The sequence below is a fragment of the Dyadobacter sp. BE31 genome (genome assembly GCF_031457695.1).
In the GTDB taxonomy this organism is placed as follows: domain Bacteria; phylum Bacteroidota; class Bacteroidia; order Cytophagales; family Spirosomataceae; genus Dyadobacter.
The window spans coordinates 1,336,071-1,354,743 of record NZ_JAVDXA010000002.1 but is presented as its reverse complement, the minus strand read 5'-3'; the positions used below and the strand labels follow the sequence as shown (position 1 = coordinate 1,354,743).

At 50.2% G+C, this 18,673-nt stretch carries 13 protein-coding genes; 9 read left to right on the top strand and 4 right to left on the bottom strand.

Going from position 1 to position 18,673, the window contains the following annotated elements; genetic code table 11:
* The first annotated feature begins 74 nt into the window (after positions 1-74).
* From J2Y43_RS14280 to J2Y43_RS14270, 3 genes are read left to right on the top strand one after another with little or no spacing between them, the layout of a single operon-like run.
* A complete protein-coding gene (locus J2Y43_RS14280; RefSeq protein WP_309983683.1) occupies positions 75-548 on the top strand; it encodes a sigma-70 family RNA polymerase sigma factor in 474 nt (157 codons plus the stop codon).
* Positions 548-1,087: a hypothetical protein gene (locus J2Y43_RS14275; RefSeq protein ID WP_309983680.1), complete on the top strand. Its 540-nt coding sequence runs from the start codon at positions 548-550 to the stop codon at positions 1,085-1,087. The genes J2Y43_RS14280 and J2Y43_RS14275 overlap by 1 nt, the downstream gene beginning before the upstream one ends.
* Before the next feature lie 31 nt (positions 1,088-1,118).
* Positions 1,119-1,922 (top strand): GNAT family N-acetyltransferase, encoded by an 804-nt coding sequence (locus J2Y43_RS14270; RefSeq protein WP_309983677.1) that lies wholly within the window; start codon positions 1,119-1,121, stop codon positions 1,920-1,922.
* Here J2Y43_RS14270 and J2Y43_RS14265 read toward each other — a convergent pair whose 3' ends face one another.
* A complete protein-coding gene (locus J2Y43_RS14265; RefSeq protein WP_309983675.1) occupies positions 1,923-2,645 on the bottom strand; it encodes a thioredoxin family protein in 723 nt (240 codons plus the stop codon).
* A gap of 170 nt (positions 2,646-2,815) precedes the next feature.
* Between J2Y43_RS14265 and J2Y43_RS14260 the strand changes: the two genes are divergently transcribed.
* The 3 genes from J2Y43_RS14260 (at position 2,816) to J2Y43_RS14250 (ending at position 7,141) form a co-directional block, all read left to right on the top strand.
* A complete protein-coding gene (locus tag J2Y43_RS14260; RefSeq protein ID WP_309983673.1) occupies positions 2,816-4,072 on the top strand; it encodes a putative DNA modification/repair radical SAM protein in 1,257 nt (418 codons plus the stop codon).
* Entirely contained in the window at positions 4,072-4,839 is a 768-nt protein-coding gene (locus J2Y43_RS14255; protein ID WP_309983671.1) for a TIGR03915 family putative DNA repair protein, read from the top strand. The genes J2Y43_RS14260 and J2Y43_RS14255 overlap by 1 nt, the downstream gene beginning before the upstream one ends.
* 148 nt (positions 4,840-4,987) lie before the next feature.
* Positions 4,988-7,141 carry a T9SS type A sorting domain-containing protein gene (locus J2Y43_RS14250; protein WP_309983670.1) on the top strand — a complete coding sequence of 718 codons (2,154 nt, stop codon included), beginning with the start codon at positions 4,988-4,990 and terminating at the stop codon, positions 7,139-7,141.
* 40 nt (positions 7,142-7,181) lie between these two features.
* Here the strand turns inward: J2Y43_RS14250 and J2Y43_RS14245 are convergent, their stop codons facing one another.
* Positions 7,182-8,999: a PDZ domain-containing protein gene (locus tag J2Y43_RS14245; RefSeq protein ID WP_309983667.1), complete on the bottom strand. Its 1,818-nt coding sequence runs from the start codon at positions 8,997-8,999 to the stop codon at positions 7,182-7,184.
* A 146-nt stretch (positions 9,000-9,145) separates the two neighbouring features.
* Here J2Y43_RS14245 and J2Y43_RS14240 point away from each other — a divergent pair, with 146 nt between their 5' ends.
* On the top strand, positions 9,146-9,835 hold the full coding sequence (locus J2Y43_RS14240; protein ID WP_223409049.1) for a DUF1080 domain-containing protein: 690 nt from the start codon (positions 9,146-9,148) through the stop codon (positions 9,833-9,835).
* On the top strand, positions 9,835-10,347 hold the full coding sequence (gene lspA, locus J2Y43_RS14235; protein ID WP_309983664.1) for a signal peptidase II: 513 nt from the start codon (positions 9,835-9,837) through the stop codon (positions 10,345-10,347). The genes J2Y43_RS14240 and lspA overlap by 1 nt, the downstream gene beginning before the upstream one ends.
* Positions 10,348-10,850: 503 nt before the next feature.
* Here the strand turns inward: lspA and J2Y43_RS14230 are convergent.
* Positions 10,851-13,121: an aconitate hydratase gene (locus J2Y43_RS14230; protein WP_309983662.1), complete on the bottom strand. Its 2,271-nt coding sequence runs from the start codon at positions 13,119-13,121 to the stop codon at positions 10,851-10,853.
* Positions 13,122-13,176: 55 nt separating this feature from the next.
* On the bottom strand, positions 13,177-15,948 hold the full coding sequence (locus J2Y43_RS14225; RefSeq protein ID WP_309983660.1) for a bifunctional aconitate hydratase 2/2-methylisocitrate dehydratase: 2,772 nt from the start codon (positions 15,946-15,948) through the stop codon (positions 13,177-13,179).
* 328 nt (positions 15,949-16,276) lie between these two features.
* Here J2Y43_RS14225 and topA point away from each other — a divergent pair, with 328 nt between their 5' ends.
* Positions 16,277-18,670, top strand: a complete 2,394-nt coding sequence (gene topA, locus J2Y43_RS14220; protein WP_309983658.1) for a type I DNA topoisomerase — start codon at positions 16,277-16,279, stop codon at positions 18,668-18,670.
* Positions 18,671-18,673: the final 3 nt, after the last annotated feature.

Sequence of the window (18,673 nt, the reverse complement as noted above, 5' to 3'; positions counted from 1 at the left end):
ACTTTGGTAAATAAACTCACTTTTGATAAGTTTTTCCCAATCTCAGCAACCTATTGGGAAAGATTTGACTTTTTATGGAGAAAATTTTTCTTGAAACGATCAGGGCGCATCAGCGGATCATTTTTAAGGTAAGCAGGATGTACCGCAACACGCCGGAGGACCAGCAGGACCTTTTTCAGGAAATCGTGTACCAGCTCTGGCGCGCTTTCCCCGGGTTTCGGCATGAATCGAAGATTACCACCTGGATTTACCGCATCGCGCTGAATACTGCCATGGCCGCATACCGAAAGCAGCGACCACCCATTTCCCTTTCCGAGCATCCACCCGACCTCGCCGATACATCCGACACCATTTCCGAGCGGGAAGAATGGCTCTTCCGCGCATTGCGCACGCTGAGCGAATCGGAACGGGCGCTCATTTCCCTCTACCTCGAAGATTACTCCTATGCTGAAATCGCCTCGGTAACAGGCATTTCCGAAAACTATGTGGGCGTGAAGCTCAATCGCATTAAAGAAAAACTTAAAACACTTTCAACTTCAAAAAACTGATGAATATCGATGATCTGAAATCAGAATGGCAAAGCGCCGGCCAGGAATCGCTTTCCGAAAAGGAACTGGCGATGATGACGCGTGTCCGCAACCACCCTTCACTTCGCAAATTGCGGATCAAATTCATGACGGAGATAGTAGCCCTTACCGCTTTCCTGTTTCTCTTTTATGACGGCCTCGACGGGGCTCAAAAGCCTTTGATAGTTAATATCCTATTGATTATCAGCATTACAATTTACATTATTAATAATGCATTGAGCTATTATCACATCCAGAATCCGCTGGTAAGCGGGAATTTCCGGGAGGCGCTGGCAAAACAGGTACATTCATTAAAAAGGCTGGCGGTGTTTTCGCTGACCTCATCGGTTGTGTATGCGGCTACCCTTTTGCTCTTCCTGACTTATCAAACGGCTTTCACGCAGCGCAAATACATCATTTTGAGTGCATTAATCGTCACATTCTCTTTGCTATTCTACTACTCCTGGATCAGCTGGCAAAGAAAAATTACCCATTTCAGGCAGTTGGAAGCAGATTTTTGACATTTTAGCGGGATTATCAATTATCCATGCCATGATTTGCCAGGAATTTACAGAAAACGACATCGCTTTCCTCCCCGCCCTCGAACCTGAGGGCTGGGGCGATATCCGCCCCCGGTTCGAGTTTTTTTTAAAATCGGACTGCTGCAAGCCGATCAAGATCGTCGAAGACGGCCGGCCCGTTGCGGTGGGTACCTCCATTTTTCATGGCGATACGGTCTGGCTTGCGTGTATCATCACCCACGGGGAATATCGCAACAGAGGCCTCGGGAGCGCTATCACACGCCATTTAATCGGCAGCGTCGACCGGAACCGCTATCCTGCCATCTACCTCGATGCGACGGAATTTGGTTATCCGGTGTATTTGAAACAGGGTTTTGAAGTGGAATGCCAGTACGCGCATTTACGTCGGGAAGGCGATGCACCCGAATTGCAGCCTTCTCCGCTGATCCGTCCGTTTACCGAGGATTTTCGGGATGCAGCTTACGCGATCGACCGGATGGTGTCCGGCGAAGAGAGGCGCGGTGTCATGGGTGAATTTTTGACCGACTCCTTTATATATGTGGATTCCGACGAGGTATTGCAAGGCGTATATCTCCCCTCTTGGAGTGACGGACCGATCGTCGCAACGAATGATGCTGCGGGCTTTGCCCTTATGCAATTTCGCGCTGCGTCCAGGCCGTTTGCGATCTTGCCTATGGGCAATACTGCCGGGTTGAAATTCTTGCAAGAACAGGACTTCCATATGCGAAAGACCTCCCGCCGGATGGTACTGGGGCCAAAGAGAGTCTGGCATCCCGAGCATCTTTACAACCGCATCAGCGGCGCATTGGGTTGATCAGCGCAGGACGAGCTCACTGATTTTCGAAAATTCGGTGTGCGGGGCCATCGCCCGGACGATCCCTTTGCGATCCACCAATATGAAATAGGGCGTCTCGCTGATCTTGTAGCGGTGATTGAAACCATACGATTCCGGAACGGGAATGAAACCGCAGTTCCGTTTCGGGATCGCTTCCAGGCATTCTTCCTCCGTATTGAGCGTCGTACCGAGGGAAATTATGTCGATACCCTTCTTTTTATTTTCATCCACAAAATTGGAAATCACTTTCGTGCTGGCGAGCGTGTAGAGCGGCTTTTCGTAGCGTACCCAGAAGCCGAGCAGAATATACTTCCCCCGCAGTTTTTCCGAATCATATTCCCGCCCGTCCAGCCCGCGCATCACAAAAGGTGCGATAGGTTCGCCTATTTCGGGCATCAGGTCGGGATTGTTCATCACGGAGCCATCTTGCTGAACGTACAGCTGGCTCTTTTTGATGATTTCAAAGGATGATGCCTTTCCATATTTATCAAATACCGGCTGGGTTTTGTATTGTCCTGGACTACGTTTGAGCATATTATCGTAAGTCTCGTAACTGATCCGCTTGCCCGTGGCGTGATCGATAATGGGGGTATCGCGGTTCATGACGAACTGCTGACTCACCTTCCCGTTATAGCGTGTTACCTTCGGCTCGTCGGATTGACAAAACGCTGAAAATCTGACAGATCCGACAACTGCCAGCAAACAAATGGAAAATTTGGGTAAACGACTCACAAACATTCTGCCTCAAAAGATTGTATCAGTATCAAATTATTGATATTTTCATGCACAAATAATCATTAGACATGACCTCCTAATAACTGGTAATTGCCATTCGATATTTTAGGTCGATTTAACTAATTGCAAATTTACGTATGTACGAGCGGATCCGTGAGAAGTTGGGGATTCTGGCTGATGCTGCAAAATACGATGTGTCATGCTCATCGAGCGGCAGCAACCGGAAAAATGAGAACAAGGGAATTGGGGATTCGGAAGGAACGGGGATCTGTCACACCTACACCGAGGACGGCCGATGCGTATCACTCTTAAAAATACTGCTTACCAACCACTGCATTTACGACTGTGCATTCTGCGTTTCGCGGCGCAGTAACGATATCAAGCGGGCCGCATTCACCGTGGAAGAAGTGGTGGAACTGACAATGAATTTCTACCGGCGCAACTACATCGAAGGGCTGTTCCTAAGCTCCGGCATTTTCAAGGATGCCGATTATACAATGGAAAGGCTCGTTCGCATTGTAAAAAAGCTGCGACAGGAAGAGCGGTTCAACGGTTACATCCATTTAAAAACGATCCCCGGAGCGAGCGACGAGCTACTGCGCGAGGCAGGTATGTACGCAGACCGCATGAGTATCAACCTCGAAATGCCTACCGAAACGGGCTTGAAACTGCTTGCCCCCGAAAAGTCGCACGCCGAGGTGAAAAAGCCTTTGAAGTACATTCAAAACAACATTACCCAGTTTGAAAGCGAAAAAGCGCTGATCAAAAGTGTTCCGAAATTCGTGCCGGCCGGGCAGAGCACGCAGATCGTCGTGGGGGCCACGCCTGAGTCGGACAAAGAGATTTTGTACACGGCTAATGCGTTCTATCAGAATTTTTCCCTGAAACGGGTTTACTACTCGGGCTATATTCCGATCAGCAACGATGTGCGGCTGCCGGTAATCGGCTCCCAGCCACCGCTGATTCGGGAAAACAGGTTGTACCAGGCCGACTGGCTGATGCGTTTCTACGGTTTTAAAGTCCAGGAAATCCTCAACGACATTCATCCGAACCTCGAAGCGGACGTCGACCCGAAACTAAGCTGGGCATTGCGTAACCTCGACCAGTTCCCTATCGACATTAACACAGCCGATTACTTCATGATCCTGCGCGTGCCGGGCATTGGTGTGAGTTCAGCATTGAAAATTGTTCAGGCGCGCAAATTTAACCGGCTGTATGAAAGCCATTTACGGAAACTCGGCATTGCATTTCGCAAGGCAAGGCATTTCATACGGTATGCCGACAGCCCCGTTCAACTCAAAGAATATGAAGCGGGACATATCAAAGGGCTGATCCTTTCGGAAAGCAAAAGCAAATACCAGAAAAACCCGCTTAACCAGTTATCTCTGTTCTGATGGAGCTTTATATTTTCGACGGCTCGCTGGAAGGGTTGCTGACAGCCGTTTTCGAATGCTACCAGCGAAAATCGCAGGCAGTGAAGCTCGTGTCCGAAGCACTTCACGTTCCGGATGTTTTCGATCCGGGCTACCGGGTGATTTCCGACCGCGAAAAAGGCAAGCGGGTTTGGAAAGGGCTTTGTAAAAAATTGGGAAAGGAGTGGCAGTTCCGGTTTTACAAGGCGTTCCTTTCCGAACAGCCGGAAGTTTACCAGCATTTGTTCAATTTTGCCCGATATGTGATCGACCACCCGGCCGGTGTATGTGAAAACTTCGCACAGCCCGATGTGCTGGCCATTTCCCAGACCGCCCAGAAAGTCCATCGCGAAAAACACCGGATGGAGGCATTCGTACGGTTTCAGAAAACGGGCGACGGCATTTACTATGCCCATATCGAGCCTGATTTTGATGTGCTCCCACTTCTCACCGAGCATTTCCAGAACCGCTACGCCGACCAGCGCTGGATTATTTATGATTTAAAAAGAAAATACGGCCTTTACTACGACCTCGAAAAAACCGAGGAAATCGAGCTCGACGCTGCCCCGCAAATGTCGGTCACTAACGCGCTTCCCTCCGGCCTGCTCGACCCGAAAGAACAGCTCTATACAATGCTTTGGCAGGACTATTTCAAAAGCACCAACATCCAGGCGCGCAAAAACACGCGTTTGCACGTGCGGCACGTCCCCCGTCGCTATTGGAAATACCTTTCGGAGAAGCAGGGATAGATTTCACTGATAATCAATATTTTTTTGTGCATGTCGCCACGGTTAACATAGCCGGTCGTGTCTCGGAAAATGTAGCCAATCCAAGTTTAGATTGGCTTTTCCAACGATCCCGTTGGAATGTCCATTCAACCACATTTCCCTGCATGCTATGAAAACCTTTACGTTCGTCATTTGCATTCTGCTCTCAGCGATTGCCTCCTATGCCGTAGCGCCTGCGGGCGGTTATGCGGGTAATTCATCCAAATTTACTACTGCCGTACGCCGGGTTGCAGAACCGTTTACCATTTGTCTTGAAGCTGAAAATGCCAACAGTAACGCTCCTATCTCGCCGGATCCGAATGCTTCCGGTGGCCTGACCCGGGGCGACCGCGATTCGTCGGATTATTGGGTAACCTATCAAACGGACGTTCCGATAACCGGCAAATATCTCGTTACCCTGCGGTACTATGCCGAGCAAAATTCGCTGGTGAATGTTGATGTTAACAATGGTACCATTGAACAAATGGAGCTTCCCGCTTCAAATTCCTGGAACATTGTCTGGCGCGAGCATACCTTTGAGGTGGAGCTGCATGCAGGTAATAACTGGATTCGCATCATGGAGTTACCGGGATACAACGTCAGACAGGATAAGGCCTGCTGGACAGAAAACGGCCCTACCGACCCTAACTGCGACTTTGATGTATTTGCATCGGTATCCGATCCTACGCCGCAATGTTCGGAAACTGTTACGTTTACCGCGCAATGCGGCGGCCCCAATTGTGAGGGCCTAACGTACAGCTGGACAGGCGGGGGACTTAATTTTACGGGCAATCCTGCTTCGGTGTCTGCACCTGCGGTAGCCGCAGCATATAATTATTGGGTAACCGCCAGCAAGGAAGGTTGCGGGCCTATGACCTCAAAGGTTTTAGTTACCGTTAACTGCGACCCGAACCCTATTGAACCGTTCAGCTCCTGTGTGGAAGCGGAAAATTCGAATAGTGACGGGGAAATCACCGACGATCCGAATGCATCAAATGGCAAGACCCGTGGCACCCAGAACGGTCCGAGTTATTTTGTTGAATATCAAGTCAACGGTGTAAAGGCAACAGGGCCGCATCAGGTGACACTGCGCTATTACTCCACACAGCCTACCGGCATTGCGATCAGCGTCAACGGAGAGGAAACTGCACCATTGACGGGCTTGGCCGCGTCCGGTTCGTGGAATGTCGTATGGGCTGAGAAAACCTACAATTTCACCTTGAAGGAGGGGAATAATAAAATCCGAATTTGGAGCGGGTTTGGTTACCCCGTTATCCGCCAGGACAGAATTTGTGTGATCGGAAGCGGCGGGACCGGCAACCCGCCAACCTGCGATTTCAATATCACGGCCTCTGCATCGACGCTTACCCCGGCCTGTTCGACGACCGTATTCGCTGGTGCTGGCTGCACTGGCTCCGATTGCCCGTCGGTATCCTATGAATGGCACGGGCAGGGTACAAATTCAACATTTGCTTCCGCTACTATTTTGCCTCCTTATACCAACGGCACCTTTACGTACACATTAACTGCTACCAAGAATGGGTGTGAGCCAGTTGTCCGAAATCTCGATATTACCGTCACCGGATGCGAGCCTTCAGGACCTTTCGGCTTGTGCCGGGAAGCCGAGTGGTCGGCCAGTAACGGCCCCACCAGCAACGATCCGAACGCGTCGAACGGACAAACCAAAGGTGCCCAAAACAATTATGACTACTATGTCGACTACTTTTTGCCGGATGTGCCAGCCTCTGGGCTTTATCCGGTGACGTTGCGTTATTATGCGGAGCCAAACGCGCAAGTAAGCGTATCCGTGAATGGAAATATTGCGATTCCAACATTGCAATTGCCCCCTACTCATAGCTGGAATATCGTATGGCGCGAAGAGACATTCTACGTCAATTTGCCAGTCGGCAACAATACGGTCCGCATTCAGGGTTTGCCAGGAGCGGCTGTCCGTCAGGACAAGATTTGTGTCGGAAATATATCAGGCAATGCACGGATGGCCGCACCGGAGTTTATTTCAACAACACCCGACCTACCATCGCTCCAAGCCTACCCCAACCCCGCTCCCGGAGAGTTCAAAGCCAGTTTCCATTTGAAAACCGGTGAAGCTGCAACCATCCGCGTCACCGACGTACAGGGTAAGGTTTGGCATACGCGGAGCGTCAAAGGCAAGGGCTCGCACGAAGAGCGCATCAGCCTCGGCAATGCCCCCGCAGGCATTTACCTGCTGCAAGTGAAGAAACCGGATTCGGTGGAAACGAAAAAGATTTTATTCACGCGTTAATGCAAAAGCGGTTGCCTGAGATCAGGCAACCGCTTTTTGGTTATTTCCATTTGCTTCCCAGCCAGGCCTTTCGGAATGCCTGCATATCGGCCGAAACCGTTTGCCCCGCCTCCTCGAACGTAACTACCTGCAAACGCGGGTTTTCGGCGAGTTCAAGCATTGCCGACTTCTGCTCGTCGCGGTGTTTATATTCCACTGCAACCTGGTCGCCGGGTTTATGTGTTTTCAGTATGGAAGTCAATTCATCGTTTTTCGATACCAATCTTCCGTCCACTTTCAGGATTTCATCGTCGATGTCCAGTCCGGCTTTGTAGAGTGGGCTTCCGATGATGGTATTTGCCGTGATGGTGAGCCCTGCACCCTCTTTATAGCGCACATCGCCGATCCACGCTTGTCCTTCAAACTGTTTTTTCAGCAACAATCCCGCCCTGGCGAGCAACGGCGCATAGTCCAGCGACTCGTGCCCATTGATATATTTTGCAAAAAACTGCTGCGCAAATGCCTTGTCTTTGGTGTACGCGGCCAAAACCGATTCCAGGTCAGCCACATTATAGGCAATCTCGGGTTTACCATGTTTTGCCCAAACAGCCTTCATAAAATCATCGAGGTTCAGCCCCTTGCCTCTCAATTGAAGATCCAACGCGAGCGCCACCGAGGCTCCATAAGGATAGTAGGAAGTATAAATGTTCGGATAATTCGTCTTGTCGATCGCTACGCCTGCGTCTACAAAAACGGCATTGCTGCTGGCCTGCACAGGCGAAATGCGCTTTGCTCCGGCCGTGTTTTCCTTGGTATTGACGAGGGATGTCAGCGTTCGGCAATACTCTTCCAGAGAATCGAATCCGGCTCTTTCAAGAAGCAGGTCACCATAATATTGGGTAAATCCTTCGGCAAACCAGAGCTCAAAACTCATATTGCTCTTTTCAAAGTTGAAGGGTTCAAGGGTTTTCGGACGAATGCGCTCGACGTTCCAGGTATGGAAGAACTCGTGCGAGAACACGCCCAGCAGGTTGTCGGAACCGTCAAATGCGACCGGCAAGGTGATCATCGTGCTATTGCGGTGCTCCATGCCGTCGCCTTTTACATAGGGATTAATGCTGGCCAGAAAAGTGTAATTCCCGTTATCAAACACCGGAAATTCGCCGAAAACCATCCGCGCCTCCTCGGTAATGCGTTTTATTTTTCCGGCAAACGCGGTAGCAAGTGAATCGCTTCCCCTCGCCTCCAATGCAAGCCTGAACTGCGACGGCTTGCTATCCGCATTAGGCACCGTCCATTCCTTGATCGTGAGCTGGCCGATTTTAGTAGGCGAATCCATGAAGTACTGCAAATCGGGAGCAGTGAAAACGTTCGCTTCGCCGGTTGCTTTGAGTTGCGTGGCGATCGTCCAGGAATTAGGTTTCGGCAGGTTGAATGCGACGGTTATCGGCGCTTTTTCCAGCTCCTTTACCCACATAAATGTAGCCGGCATATTGAAATGCACGCTGCTGGCGTCGATTCCCGCGTAGGTACCGTCGGGGTGGTTGGCATATAAAGTGTATTCTACCCTCACAAAACCATTGGGGGCGGCGATTTTGTATACGTCACCATCCACGCGCTGCACCGGCACCGGTTTGCCCGATTTGTCGAATGCCGCCACGTCGTAGATATTCTTCCCGTACTCGTGCGTCGCATACCTGCCCGGGGACGAGCGCGACATCCTGAAAAGCAGTTCCTTCTGAGGCGCATCCGTTACGCTCAGCGCAATGCGGGCTTCATGGTGAACGATATTGGGAAACGATACATCATAGCGGATCGACTGCGCGAAGGCGTACGAGCATAATAGGGGCGTGGCAAGCAATGCGGCCAGTTTTTTCATGGACTGATTAAATGATTTTGAAGTGACAATGCACCAATTTAACCCAATAACCGAACATTTGAAGCGCCCATATACCTACTAACCCGATTATTGCTTAATTTTTCCGGTTCAAATCCCATTAAACCTTTAAATAGTATCGACCTTTCATGAAGAAACTGTTCCTTCCGCTCGCCCTGACCCTCGCTATCACCTCACAACACGCTTACAGCCAAACAAAAGCGCTTTTCAACGGAAAAGACCTGAAAGGATGGCACATTGATGTGCCCGAAATGGATAAAGACCCGAAGGCTGTGAACCCGTTCCTCGTGCGCAATGGCCTGCTCGTGAGCCTGGGAACGCCCGGCGGGCACCTCATCACGGACGCGCAGTATGAGAACTTCCGGTTTACGTATCAATACCGCTTTGCAGGCAAGCCGGGCAATTGCGGTGCGCTGGTATTCGTTTCCAAGCCGCGCGATTTGTATGATATGTTTCCCAAATCCATCGAAGTGCAAATGATGCACCAGAATGCAGGTGATTTCTGGTGTATTCAGGAGGATATTACCGTGCCCGACATGGAGAAACGCCGCGGGCCTAAGGAAAAATGGGGCGTGAACGGCGATAAGCTCCGCCGCATTCCCAACCTCACCGACGGCACCGAAAAGCCTTTGGGCGAATGGAATTCGATGGTGATAGAATGTGTTAAGAATTCAATTAAAGTATGGCTCAATGGGGTGCTGGTCAACTACGGCTATGACGCGACGGCTTCAAAAGGCCAGATCGCATTGCAGTCCGAGGGATCCGAAGTTGAGTTCAAGGATATTAAACTGACGCCGATTAAAGCGCTTTCCAAATAATGAACCTTAAATCAAACCGTCTGGTCCGGAATATCGCGATTGTCGTGGTGCTGATCGCCAATATTGGCTGTGATCAGATCTCGAAAAGCGTGGTGAGGGAGAATGTGGGTTTTTATCAGACGATCCACGTGATCAAGGACTACGTCACCATTACCTACGTCGAAAATACGGGCGCATTCCTGAGCATAGGAAGCTCGCTACCCGATTCGATCAAGATATTCGTGTTGTCCGTCATCCCGCTGATCGCCCTGCTATTCGGCATTATCTACCTGTTGACCAAAAAGAACCTGACCTGGCTCAGCGCGCTTGCATTGAGTTTTGCCATTGGCGGCGGCATCGGTAACATTTACGACCGCCTCGTCCACGGCTCGGTCACCGATTTCATGCATATCAATTTCGGGTTATTTCAAACCGGCATATTCAACATGGCCGACGTGTCGATCATGACGGGGATGTTTATCTTTCTCTACCAGTCATATAGCAGACAAAAGTCGAGGTTTCCCGGGATTTGAGGTAACATTTGAAATGCGGCGGCGCAGTTCGTCCACATTGCAGTTCATCAACATTAATGCGTGGCGCCGTTTTTGTTGTTACATGCCCGACGCCATTTTCCGATTGTGCCTAACCATTTTGTTACAAATATTACGCGCCGCTGACGCTTAGCGCAGAGATTTATAGTACCGCCACTACATAGCATTGGTACCAAACAATACACCGACAAGCGCCAGCGGCGCGTAATATTTGTAGTCGTAATGCGATCACGTTTTGTTCGCATCGCAAGTGCCGTTAGGCACGGAACATTGGTAGCAACCCGCCGCATTCATCACGGATTTAAATGCCGTCAGGCATGTAGCAGTCATGCAAAAGAAGGCCCCGGCGGAGTATCGCTACAAACAGGTTGCCCCTCGGGGTATTTCGATCCCATATTTCAAACCTGGACGATTGCATTTCACGCTAAAAACAAAAATGGCTCCCGATGATCGGGAGCCATTTTTACATTTTGGAATAATATGTACTACTGAGCGCCAACCGATTTGCGGATGATATTCAATGCAGAACCTGCTTTGAACCATTCGATCTGCTGGGCATTGTAGGTATGGTTTACAGGGAATTCTTCGGTTGTGCCGTCGTTGTGGTGCAACACGACCGTCAGAGGCTGTCCTTCCGCAAATGTTTCCAGGCCGAGGATGTCAATTGTATCGTCCTCCTGGATTTTATCGTAATCTGCTGTGTTCACGAACGTCAGCGCCAGCATACCTTGCTTTTTCAGGTTGGTTTCGTGGATACGTGCGAACGATTTGGTCAAAATCGCGCGTACACCCAGGAAACGAGGCTCCATTGCCGCGTGCTCGCGTGATGAACCTTCCCCGTAGTTTTCGTCACCTACCACGATTGTACCGATGCCGTGTGCCTTGTAGTCACGCTGCACCGCCGGCACTTCCGAATACTGGTTGGTAAGCTGGTTTTTGATCGTGTTGGTTTTCTCGTTGTAGTAGTTAACCGCACCGATCAGCATGTTGTTCGAGATATTATCCAGGTGTCCGCGGTATTTCAACCATGGACCGGCCATTGAAATATGGTCGGTGGTACACTTGCCTTTTGCCTTAATGAGGAGTTTCAACCCGGTAAGGTCCGTGCCTTCCCACGCAGGGAATGGTTCGAGCAGTTGCAGGCGGTCCGAAGTAGGGCTTACCAAAACCTGAACCTGGCTGCCGTCTTCCGCGGGAGCCTGGTAGCCGGCATCCTCCACTGCAAAACCTTTGGTAGGTAATTCCAAGCCGGTCGGTTCGTCGAGCAATACCTCTTCGCCGTCGGTGTTCACAAGCTTGTCTACGCGCGGATCGAAAGTAAGGCGCCCGGCAATAGCCATAGCGGTTACGATCTCAGGCGAGGCAACAAAAGAGTGCGTATTAGGGTTACCATCCGCACGTTTCGAGAAGTTGCGGTTGAATGAGGTGATGATCGAGTTTTTCTCGCCTTTCTCCGCACCGTGACGCGCCCATTGGCCGATACAAGGCCCGCAAGCGTTCGCCAGCACTACCCCACCGATTTTCTCGAACGTATCCAGAAAACCATCGCGCTCCACCGTGTACCGTACCTGTTCTGAACCAGGTGTAATGGTATATTCAGAAGTAACCTGCAATTTCTTGTCAACTGCCTGCCGGGCCAGAGACGCTGCACGGCTTACGTCTTCATAAGAAGAGTTGGTGCACGATCCGATCAGACCTACCGAAAGTACTTCCGGCCAACCGTTTTCCTTTACCGCCGTAGCGAATTTGGAAAGCGGCCATGCCAGGTCCGGTGTAAACGGACCGTTGATATGCGGCTCCAAAGTGGAAAGGTCCAGTTCGAGAAGCTGATCGTAGTAAGATGCGGGATCTGCATACACTTCATCATCAGAACGAAGGTATTCTTTGATCTTATCCGCTGCGTCGGCCACATCGGCGCGCTCTGTTGCCCTTAGGTAAGCAGCACTTTTCTCGTCGTAAGCGAAGATTGAAGTGGTAGCACCGATTTCCGCACCCATGTTACAGATCGTGCCCTTGCCGGTAGCAGACAGGCTTTCGGCACCTTCGCCGAAATATTCCACCACGTAGCCGGTTCCACCTTTTACGGTGAGCTGGCCTGCAACCCAGAGGATCACGTCTTTCGCAGCTGTCCATCCGCTCAGTTTGCCGGTCAGTTTCACACCGATCAGTTTCGGCATTTTCAACTCCCAGGCCAAACCGGACATCACGTCGCTCGCATCCGCACCGCCGACGCCGATCGCGATCATACCTAACCCGCCCGCATTAGGCGTGTGGGAATCGGTACCGATCATCATGCCGCCGGGGAAAGCGTAGTTTTCAAGTACCACCTGGTGGATGATACCTGCACCTGCACGCCAGAAACCGATTCCGTATTTGTTGGAAACGGAGGAAAGGAAATCATATACTTCTTTATTCTTGTCTACCGCATTCTTCAAATCCTGCGCGGCACCCACTTCCGCCTGAATCAGGTGGTCGCAGTGCACGGTAGATGGAACGGCAACTTTCGGGCGACCGGCCTGCATGAATTGCAGCAGCGCCATTTGCGCCGTAGCATCCTGCATTGCCACACGGTCCGGAGCGAAATCCACGTACGACTTGCCACGTTCGTGGCTTTGCGTGGCCGTTCCTTCCCACAAGTGGGAGTATAAAATTTTCTCTGACAACGTCAAAGGCCGTCCTACTACTTTACGGGCGGCATTTACTCTTTCTTCCATGCGGGCATAAACGCCCTTAATCATATCTAAGTCAAACGCCATAGCTCTTAAATTAATGATTACACATTCACGGTTTCAACAATTGAAACACTAATTACTATCTGCTTAGTGCCTTGACAGGAGGTGCGAACTTGGTCAGGTCAATACCCACCACAGCAGCCTTATATTCGTCCACATTAGGAATGCGGCCGAGGATTGCCGACAGCACCACAACAGGTGTGGACGCGAGCAGGGACTCTCCTTTTTTACGATCCGAATCTTCCACAACCCTTCCCTGGAAGAGGCGCGTAGAAGTCGCCAATACGGTATCTCCTTTGGCAGCTTTTTCCTGGTTACCCATGCAAAGGTTACAGCCGGGGCGTTCCAGGTACATCATGTTTTCGTATTCGGTGCGTGCTGCCACTTTCGGTGCATTGTCGTCGAATTCGAAACCGGAGTATTTCTGCAACACATCCCAGTCGCCCTCACTTTTCAGCTCTTCAATGATATTATAGGTAGGTGCAGCCACCACAAGCGGTGCATGGAACTCCACTTTCCCCTGTTGTTCTTCCAGGTTTTTGAGCATTTGAGAAACAATCTTCAAATCGCCTTTGTGAACCATGCAGGAACCTACAAAGCCAAGATCTACCTTTTTATCGTCGCCATAGAAAGAGATAGGACGGATCGTATCGTGGGTATATCTTTTGGAAACATCTTTGTTATTAACATCCGGATCCGCAATCATAGGTTCTACGATCACATCGAGGTCAATCACTACTTCCGCGTAATATTTTGCATTCGCATCCGGCGTAAGCGCTGGCTTTTCACCTGATTTAATTTCCGCAATACGCTTGTCCGCCTTGTTGATCAAGCCCTGAAGAACCTGCTTGTGGTTGTCCATGCCTTTATCGATCATGATCTGGATTCTGTTTTTCGCGATTTCCAGCGATTCGATCAGCGTATCGTCTTCCGAAATACAGATAGAAGCCTTAGCCTTCATTTCAGCAGTCCAGTCGGTGAATGTAAATGCCTGGTCGGCTGGCAGTGTTCCGATGTGCACCTCGATAATGCGGCCCTGGAATACGTTCTCTCCGCCAAATTGCTGCAACATCTGTGCCTGGGTAGCATGCACCACATCACGGAAATCCATGTGCTCCTTCATATCACCCTTGAAAGTCACTTTCACGGATTCGGGGATCGGCATGGATGCCTCACCGGTAGCCAATGCCAATGCAACAGTTCCTGAGTCGGCACCGAATGCAACACCTTTGGACATCCTTGTGTGCGAGTCGCCACCGATGATGATCGCCCATTCGTCCACCGTAATATCATTCAATACCTTGTGAATTACGTCGGTCATCGAGTGATACTCTCCTTTCGGGTCACGGGCAGTGATGAGACCGAAATCGTTCATGAACTTCATCAGTTTCGGAATATTGGCTTGCGCTTTTTTATCCCAAACCGACGCCGTGTGACAGCCCGACTGGTATGCACCATCTACGATCGGCGAAATAACCGTCGCCGCCATCGATTCCAGTTCCTGTGCCGTCATCAATCCCGTCGTATCTTGTGAACCGACGATGTTAACTTCTACGCGAACGTCAGAACCTGCATGCAAAACCTTACCAGGCGTGGTACCAACCGCATTTCTGTTGAAGATTTTTTCAACCGCAGTCAAACCTTGTCCTTCATTGGAAATCTCTTTGGAAGGAGCAAACACCGGTGTTGGTTCAATGCCCAGGATTTTCGCCGCGACAGTCTGGATTTTTTTACCAAATACGATTGCGTATGATCCGCCGGCTCTGATAAATTCTTTTTTCTGCGGCGTAAGGGCTTTCGAAATGTCGATCAGCTCCTTTTCGCCATTATAAAGTTTCTTTGTTTGCGTATTGATCGTCAAAACAGTACCTGTCGCTACGGAGTAAACTTCCTCCAAAACAGGGTCACCATTCTCATTACGAACCACATTACCGTCCGCATCCACCTTTTTAACCCAGTTTTTGAGGTCGATACCGATACCGCCGGTAACGTCTACTGTGGTGAGGAAGATCGGAGAAATACCATTTGTACCACCCACGATCGGCGCGATATTGACAAACGGCACATATGGGCTTGCCTGTTTACCGGTCCAAAGTGCCACGTTGTTCACGCCCGACATCCGGGATGAGCCTACACCCATGGTACCTTTTTCGGCGATCAGCATGACGCTTTTGCCAGGATGTTGTGCCTGCAAAGCCTTGATTTCCTGCTGTGCCTGAGGGGTGATCATGCATTGGCCGTGCAGTTCGCGGTCGGAACGGGAGTGGGCCTGGTTACCGGGAGAAAGCAAATCGGTAGAAATGTCGCCTTCACCTGCAATGAACGTAACGACCTGGATTTCTTCGGGAAGTTCGGGAAGCTTGGTGAAGAACTCAGCCTTCGCGTAGCTTTCCAGAATGTCTTTTGCGATTTCGTTGCCGTTTTTGAATGCCTCTTTCAGGCGGTCGGTGTCGGCATCGTAAAGGAAAACCTGTGTTTTGAGCACCTCTCCCGCTGATTTCGCGATAGAAGCGTCGTCGCCCAATGCAAGGTCAAGCAATACTTCAATGGAAGGACCACCTTTCATGTGAGACAACAGCTCAAATGCGAAGGCGGGTGATATTTCTGCTACTACGGATTCCCCCAGGATGATCTCCTTCAAAAACCTGGCTTTCACACCAGCTGCACTAGTAGTTCCTGGTAAGGTGTTGTAAATGAAAAATTTAAGAGAGTCTTCCCGATGGGCGTTTGCTGTATCTTTGATCTGTGCGATGATTTCTCCCAGCAATTCGGCACCATCAATCGGCTTCGGGTGAAGCCCCTGGGTCTTTCTTTCTTCAATCTCGTTAATGTAGTCCTGATAGATATTCATGATGAAATCTTTTCAATGTTAAAGGCAATATCTGTTGTCAATAAAACGGGCGAAAGTACGAAATTACAGAATATACGGAGGCATTCCGTCCGATTTTCCCTACTATTTAAAACCAGTATATTCTAGCCGTACACTTAAATAACCCCCGTCCAATTTTTTTTGTTCTGACAACCTGTATATTGAAGAAATAATTTGAAATACCCCCTTCGGGAGGTGCTGTAACGCGTTCTGTTTTTCAATCAGCTTTTATTTGCGCTTTGATTTTTTCTCGGATTGTGCCCTATATTTGGACATTCAAAGTGCTACCAGGTCCCTTAAATCGAAAGTTATGTCAAAAAATCTGGTGATCGTAGAGTCACCGGCGAAGGCCAAAACCATTGAAAGTTACCTTGGGCAGGATTTCACTGTCAAGTCCAGTTTCGGACATGTCCGTGACCTCCCGGAACACGATATGGGTGTTGATGTTGAGCATGGTTTCCAACCCTCTTACGAAATCTCCTCCGATAAAGTCAAAGTCATTTCAGAGCTCAAAAAACTGGCAAAAGATGCAGAAGTATGGCTCGCGACCGATGATGACCGCGAGGGAGAAGCTATTTCCTGGCATTTGAAAGAGGCTCTCGGGCTTCCCGACAATACCAAGCGGATCGTATTTCGTGAGATTACCAAAACCGCTCTGCGGAATGCCATCGAAAAACCGCGGACCATCGACACAGCCCTGGTAGACGCCCAACAGGCACGTCGTATCCTCGACCGCCTCGTGGGTTACGAACTTTCACCGGTACTTTGGAAAAAGATCCGCATTGGTAAATCGAACCTTTCGGCCGGCCGGGTACAATCGGTGGCCGTACGTATAATAGTAGAGCGGGAAAGGGAAATCGATGCTTTCAAAAGCAAAAGCAGTTTTAAGGTGACAGCGCATTTCGACCTCGGCAACGGGAAAGTATTGAATGCGGAACTCGCCAAAAACTTCCCTACCGAACAGGAAGCTTATCAGTTTCTGGAAAAATGTATCGGGGCCGAGTTCTCGATCCGTAATCTTGAAGTTAAACCTGCTAAAAAAACACCTGCACCGCCATTTACAACTTCTACACTACAACAGGAAGCATCCCGCAAGCTGAGTTTTTCGGTAGCGCAGACGATGACCGTCGCACAGCGCCTGTACGAAGCCGGTAAGATTTCTTACATGCGTACCGACTCTACCAACCTGTCGGAAGAAGCGCTTGATAAGTCAAAGCAGCAGATCACGAAAGAATATGGGGACGAATATTATAATCGCCGTATATTCAAAACCAAGTCCGAATCGGCGCAAGAGGCGCACGAAGCGATCCGCCCTACCGATTTCTCTACGCTGGTAGGCAGCAGCGATCGCAACGAGCAGCGCCTGTACGAACTGATCTGGAAACGTGCCATCGCATCGCAGATGTCGGACGCCCAATTGGAGCGTACCACCGCCACGATCGGCATTTCGACCACGTCGGAAGAGCTGGTAGCACAAGGTGAAGTGATCAAATTCGAAGGGTTCCTGAAAGTATACCTCGAGTCGAGCGATGACGAAGGTGATGAAGAACAAAAAGGAATGCTTCCGCCGTTGAACATCGGGCAGGTGTTAAAACTGGCTGATATGAAGGCAACAGAGCGATTTACCCGTAACCCGCCGCGCTATACCGAGGCGAGCCTGGTGAAAAAACTCGAAGAAATGGGGATCGGACGCCCGTCTACGTACGCGCCGACGATCTCGACAATCCTGAAACGGGAATACATTGTTAAAGAGGACCGTCAGGGTTTCGAAAGAGAATTCAAGGAAATGACCCTTGCCAATGATCAGATCAAGAGCAAGGTCAATAAAGAAGTATATGGTTCGGAAAAGGCTAAACTCTTCCCTACCAGCACTGGGATGGTGGTCAACGACTTCCTCGTGAGCCATTTCCAGGATATCGTCGATTATTCGTTCACGGCGAGCGTGGAAAAGGATTTTGACCACATTGCCGAAGGCCAACTGGGCTGGCAGCAGATGATCAAGGACTTTTATACGCCGTTTCAGAAGAAGGTCGCCGAAGCGCGCGAAGAAGCGATCGATAAGAGCCTTACAACCCGCGAACTGGGAGAAGATCCGGCCACGGGCAAGAAAGTGTCGGTAAGGATCGGGAAATATGGCCCTTATGTGCAGATCGGCGACGTGGAAGACGAAGAAAAGCCGCGTTTCGCAAGCTTGCAGAAGGGCCAGCTGATGGAAACCATCACTTTGGACGAGGCATTTGAACTGTTCAAACTGCCCCGCCAGGTTGGGTTCTTCGAAGACAAGGACATGGTTGTGAACGTCGGCAAATTCGGTCCGTACGTAAAGCACGACGGCAAGTACTACTCGCTGGCTAAAACGGACGATCCGATGGCGGTCACCGAGGAACGTTTGATTGAAATTATTGAAGAAAAGCGCTTGCAGGATTCCAACCGCACGATCAAGGAATTTGCGGAAGATCCCGAGGCAAAGGTTCTGAATGGCCGGTACGGGCCTTACATTGCCTTTGGAAAGAAGAATGTAAAAATCCCGAAAGGTACCGAGCCGGCATCGCTGACCTACGACCAGGTATTGAAACTGGCCGCCGAAACACCGGACAAGCCGGCGGGACGCGGAGCCAAAAAACCAGCCGCGGCGAAGGCCACCGCTGCAAAGGCACCGGCGGCCAAGAAGCCTGCTGCTAAAAAAGCAACAAAAAAAGGTTAACAC

What these genes read in the sequence shown, in the direction of transcription:
- J2Y43_RS14225 (WP_309983660.1), bottom strand. Translation starts at nt 15,948, where the DNA reads ATGAATATCTATCAGGACTACATTAACGAGATTGAAGAAAGAAAGACC.
- J2Y43_RS14250 (WP_309983670.1), top strand. Translation starts at nt 4,988, where the DNA reads ATGAAAACCTTTACGTTCGTCATTTGCATTCTGCTCTCAGCGATTGCC.
- J2Y43_RS14275 (WP_309983680.1), top strand. Translation starts at nt 548, where the DNA reads ATGAATATCGATGATCTGAAATCAGAATGGCAAAGCGCCGGCCAGGAA.
- J2Y43_RS14230 (WP_309983662.1), bottom strand. Translation starts at nt 13,121, where the DNA reads ATGGCGTTTGACTTAGATATGATTAAGGGCGTTTATGCCCGCATGGAA.
- J2Y43_RS14260 (WP_309983673.1), top strand. Translation starts at nt 2,816, where the DNA reads ATGTACGAGCGGATCCGTGAGAAGTTGGGGATTCTGGCTGATGCTGCA.
- J2Y43_RS14270 (WP_309983677.1), top strand. Translation starts at nt 1,119, where the DNA reads ATGATTTGCCAGGAATTTACAGAAAACGACATCGCTTTCCTCCCCGCC.
- J2Y43_RS14255 (WP_309983671.1), top strand. Translation starts at nt 4,072, where the DNA reads ATGGAGCTTTATATTTTCGACGGCTCGCTGGAAGGGTTGCTGACAGCC.
- J2Y43_RS14280 (WP_309983683.1), top strand. Translation starts at nt 75, where the DNA reads ATGGAGAAAATTTTTCTTGAAACGATCAGGGCGCATCAGCGGATCATT.
- topA (WP_309983658.1), top strand. Translation starts at nt 16,277, where the DNA reads ATGTCAAAAAATCTGGTGATCGTAGAGTCACCGGCGAAGGCCAAAACC.
- lspA (WP_309983664.1), top strand. Translation starts at nt 9,835, where the DNA reads ATGAACCTTAAATCAAACCGTCTGGTCCGGAATATCGCGATTGTCGTG.
- J2Y43_RS14245 (WP_309983667.1), bottom strand. Translation starts at nt 8,999, where the DNA reads ATGAAAAAACTGGCCGCATTGCTTGCCACGCCCCTATTATGCTCGTAC.
- J2Y43_RS14240 (WP_223409049.1), top strand. Translation starts at nt 9,146, where the DNA reads ATGAAGAAACTGTTCCTTCCGCTCGCCCTGACCCTCGCTATCACCTCA.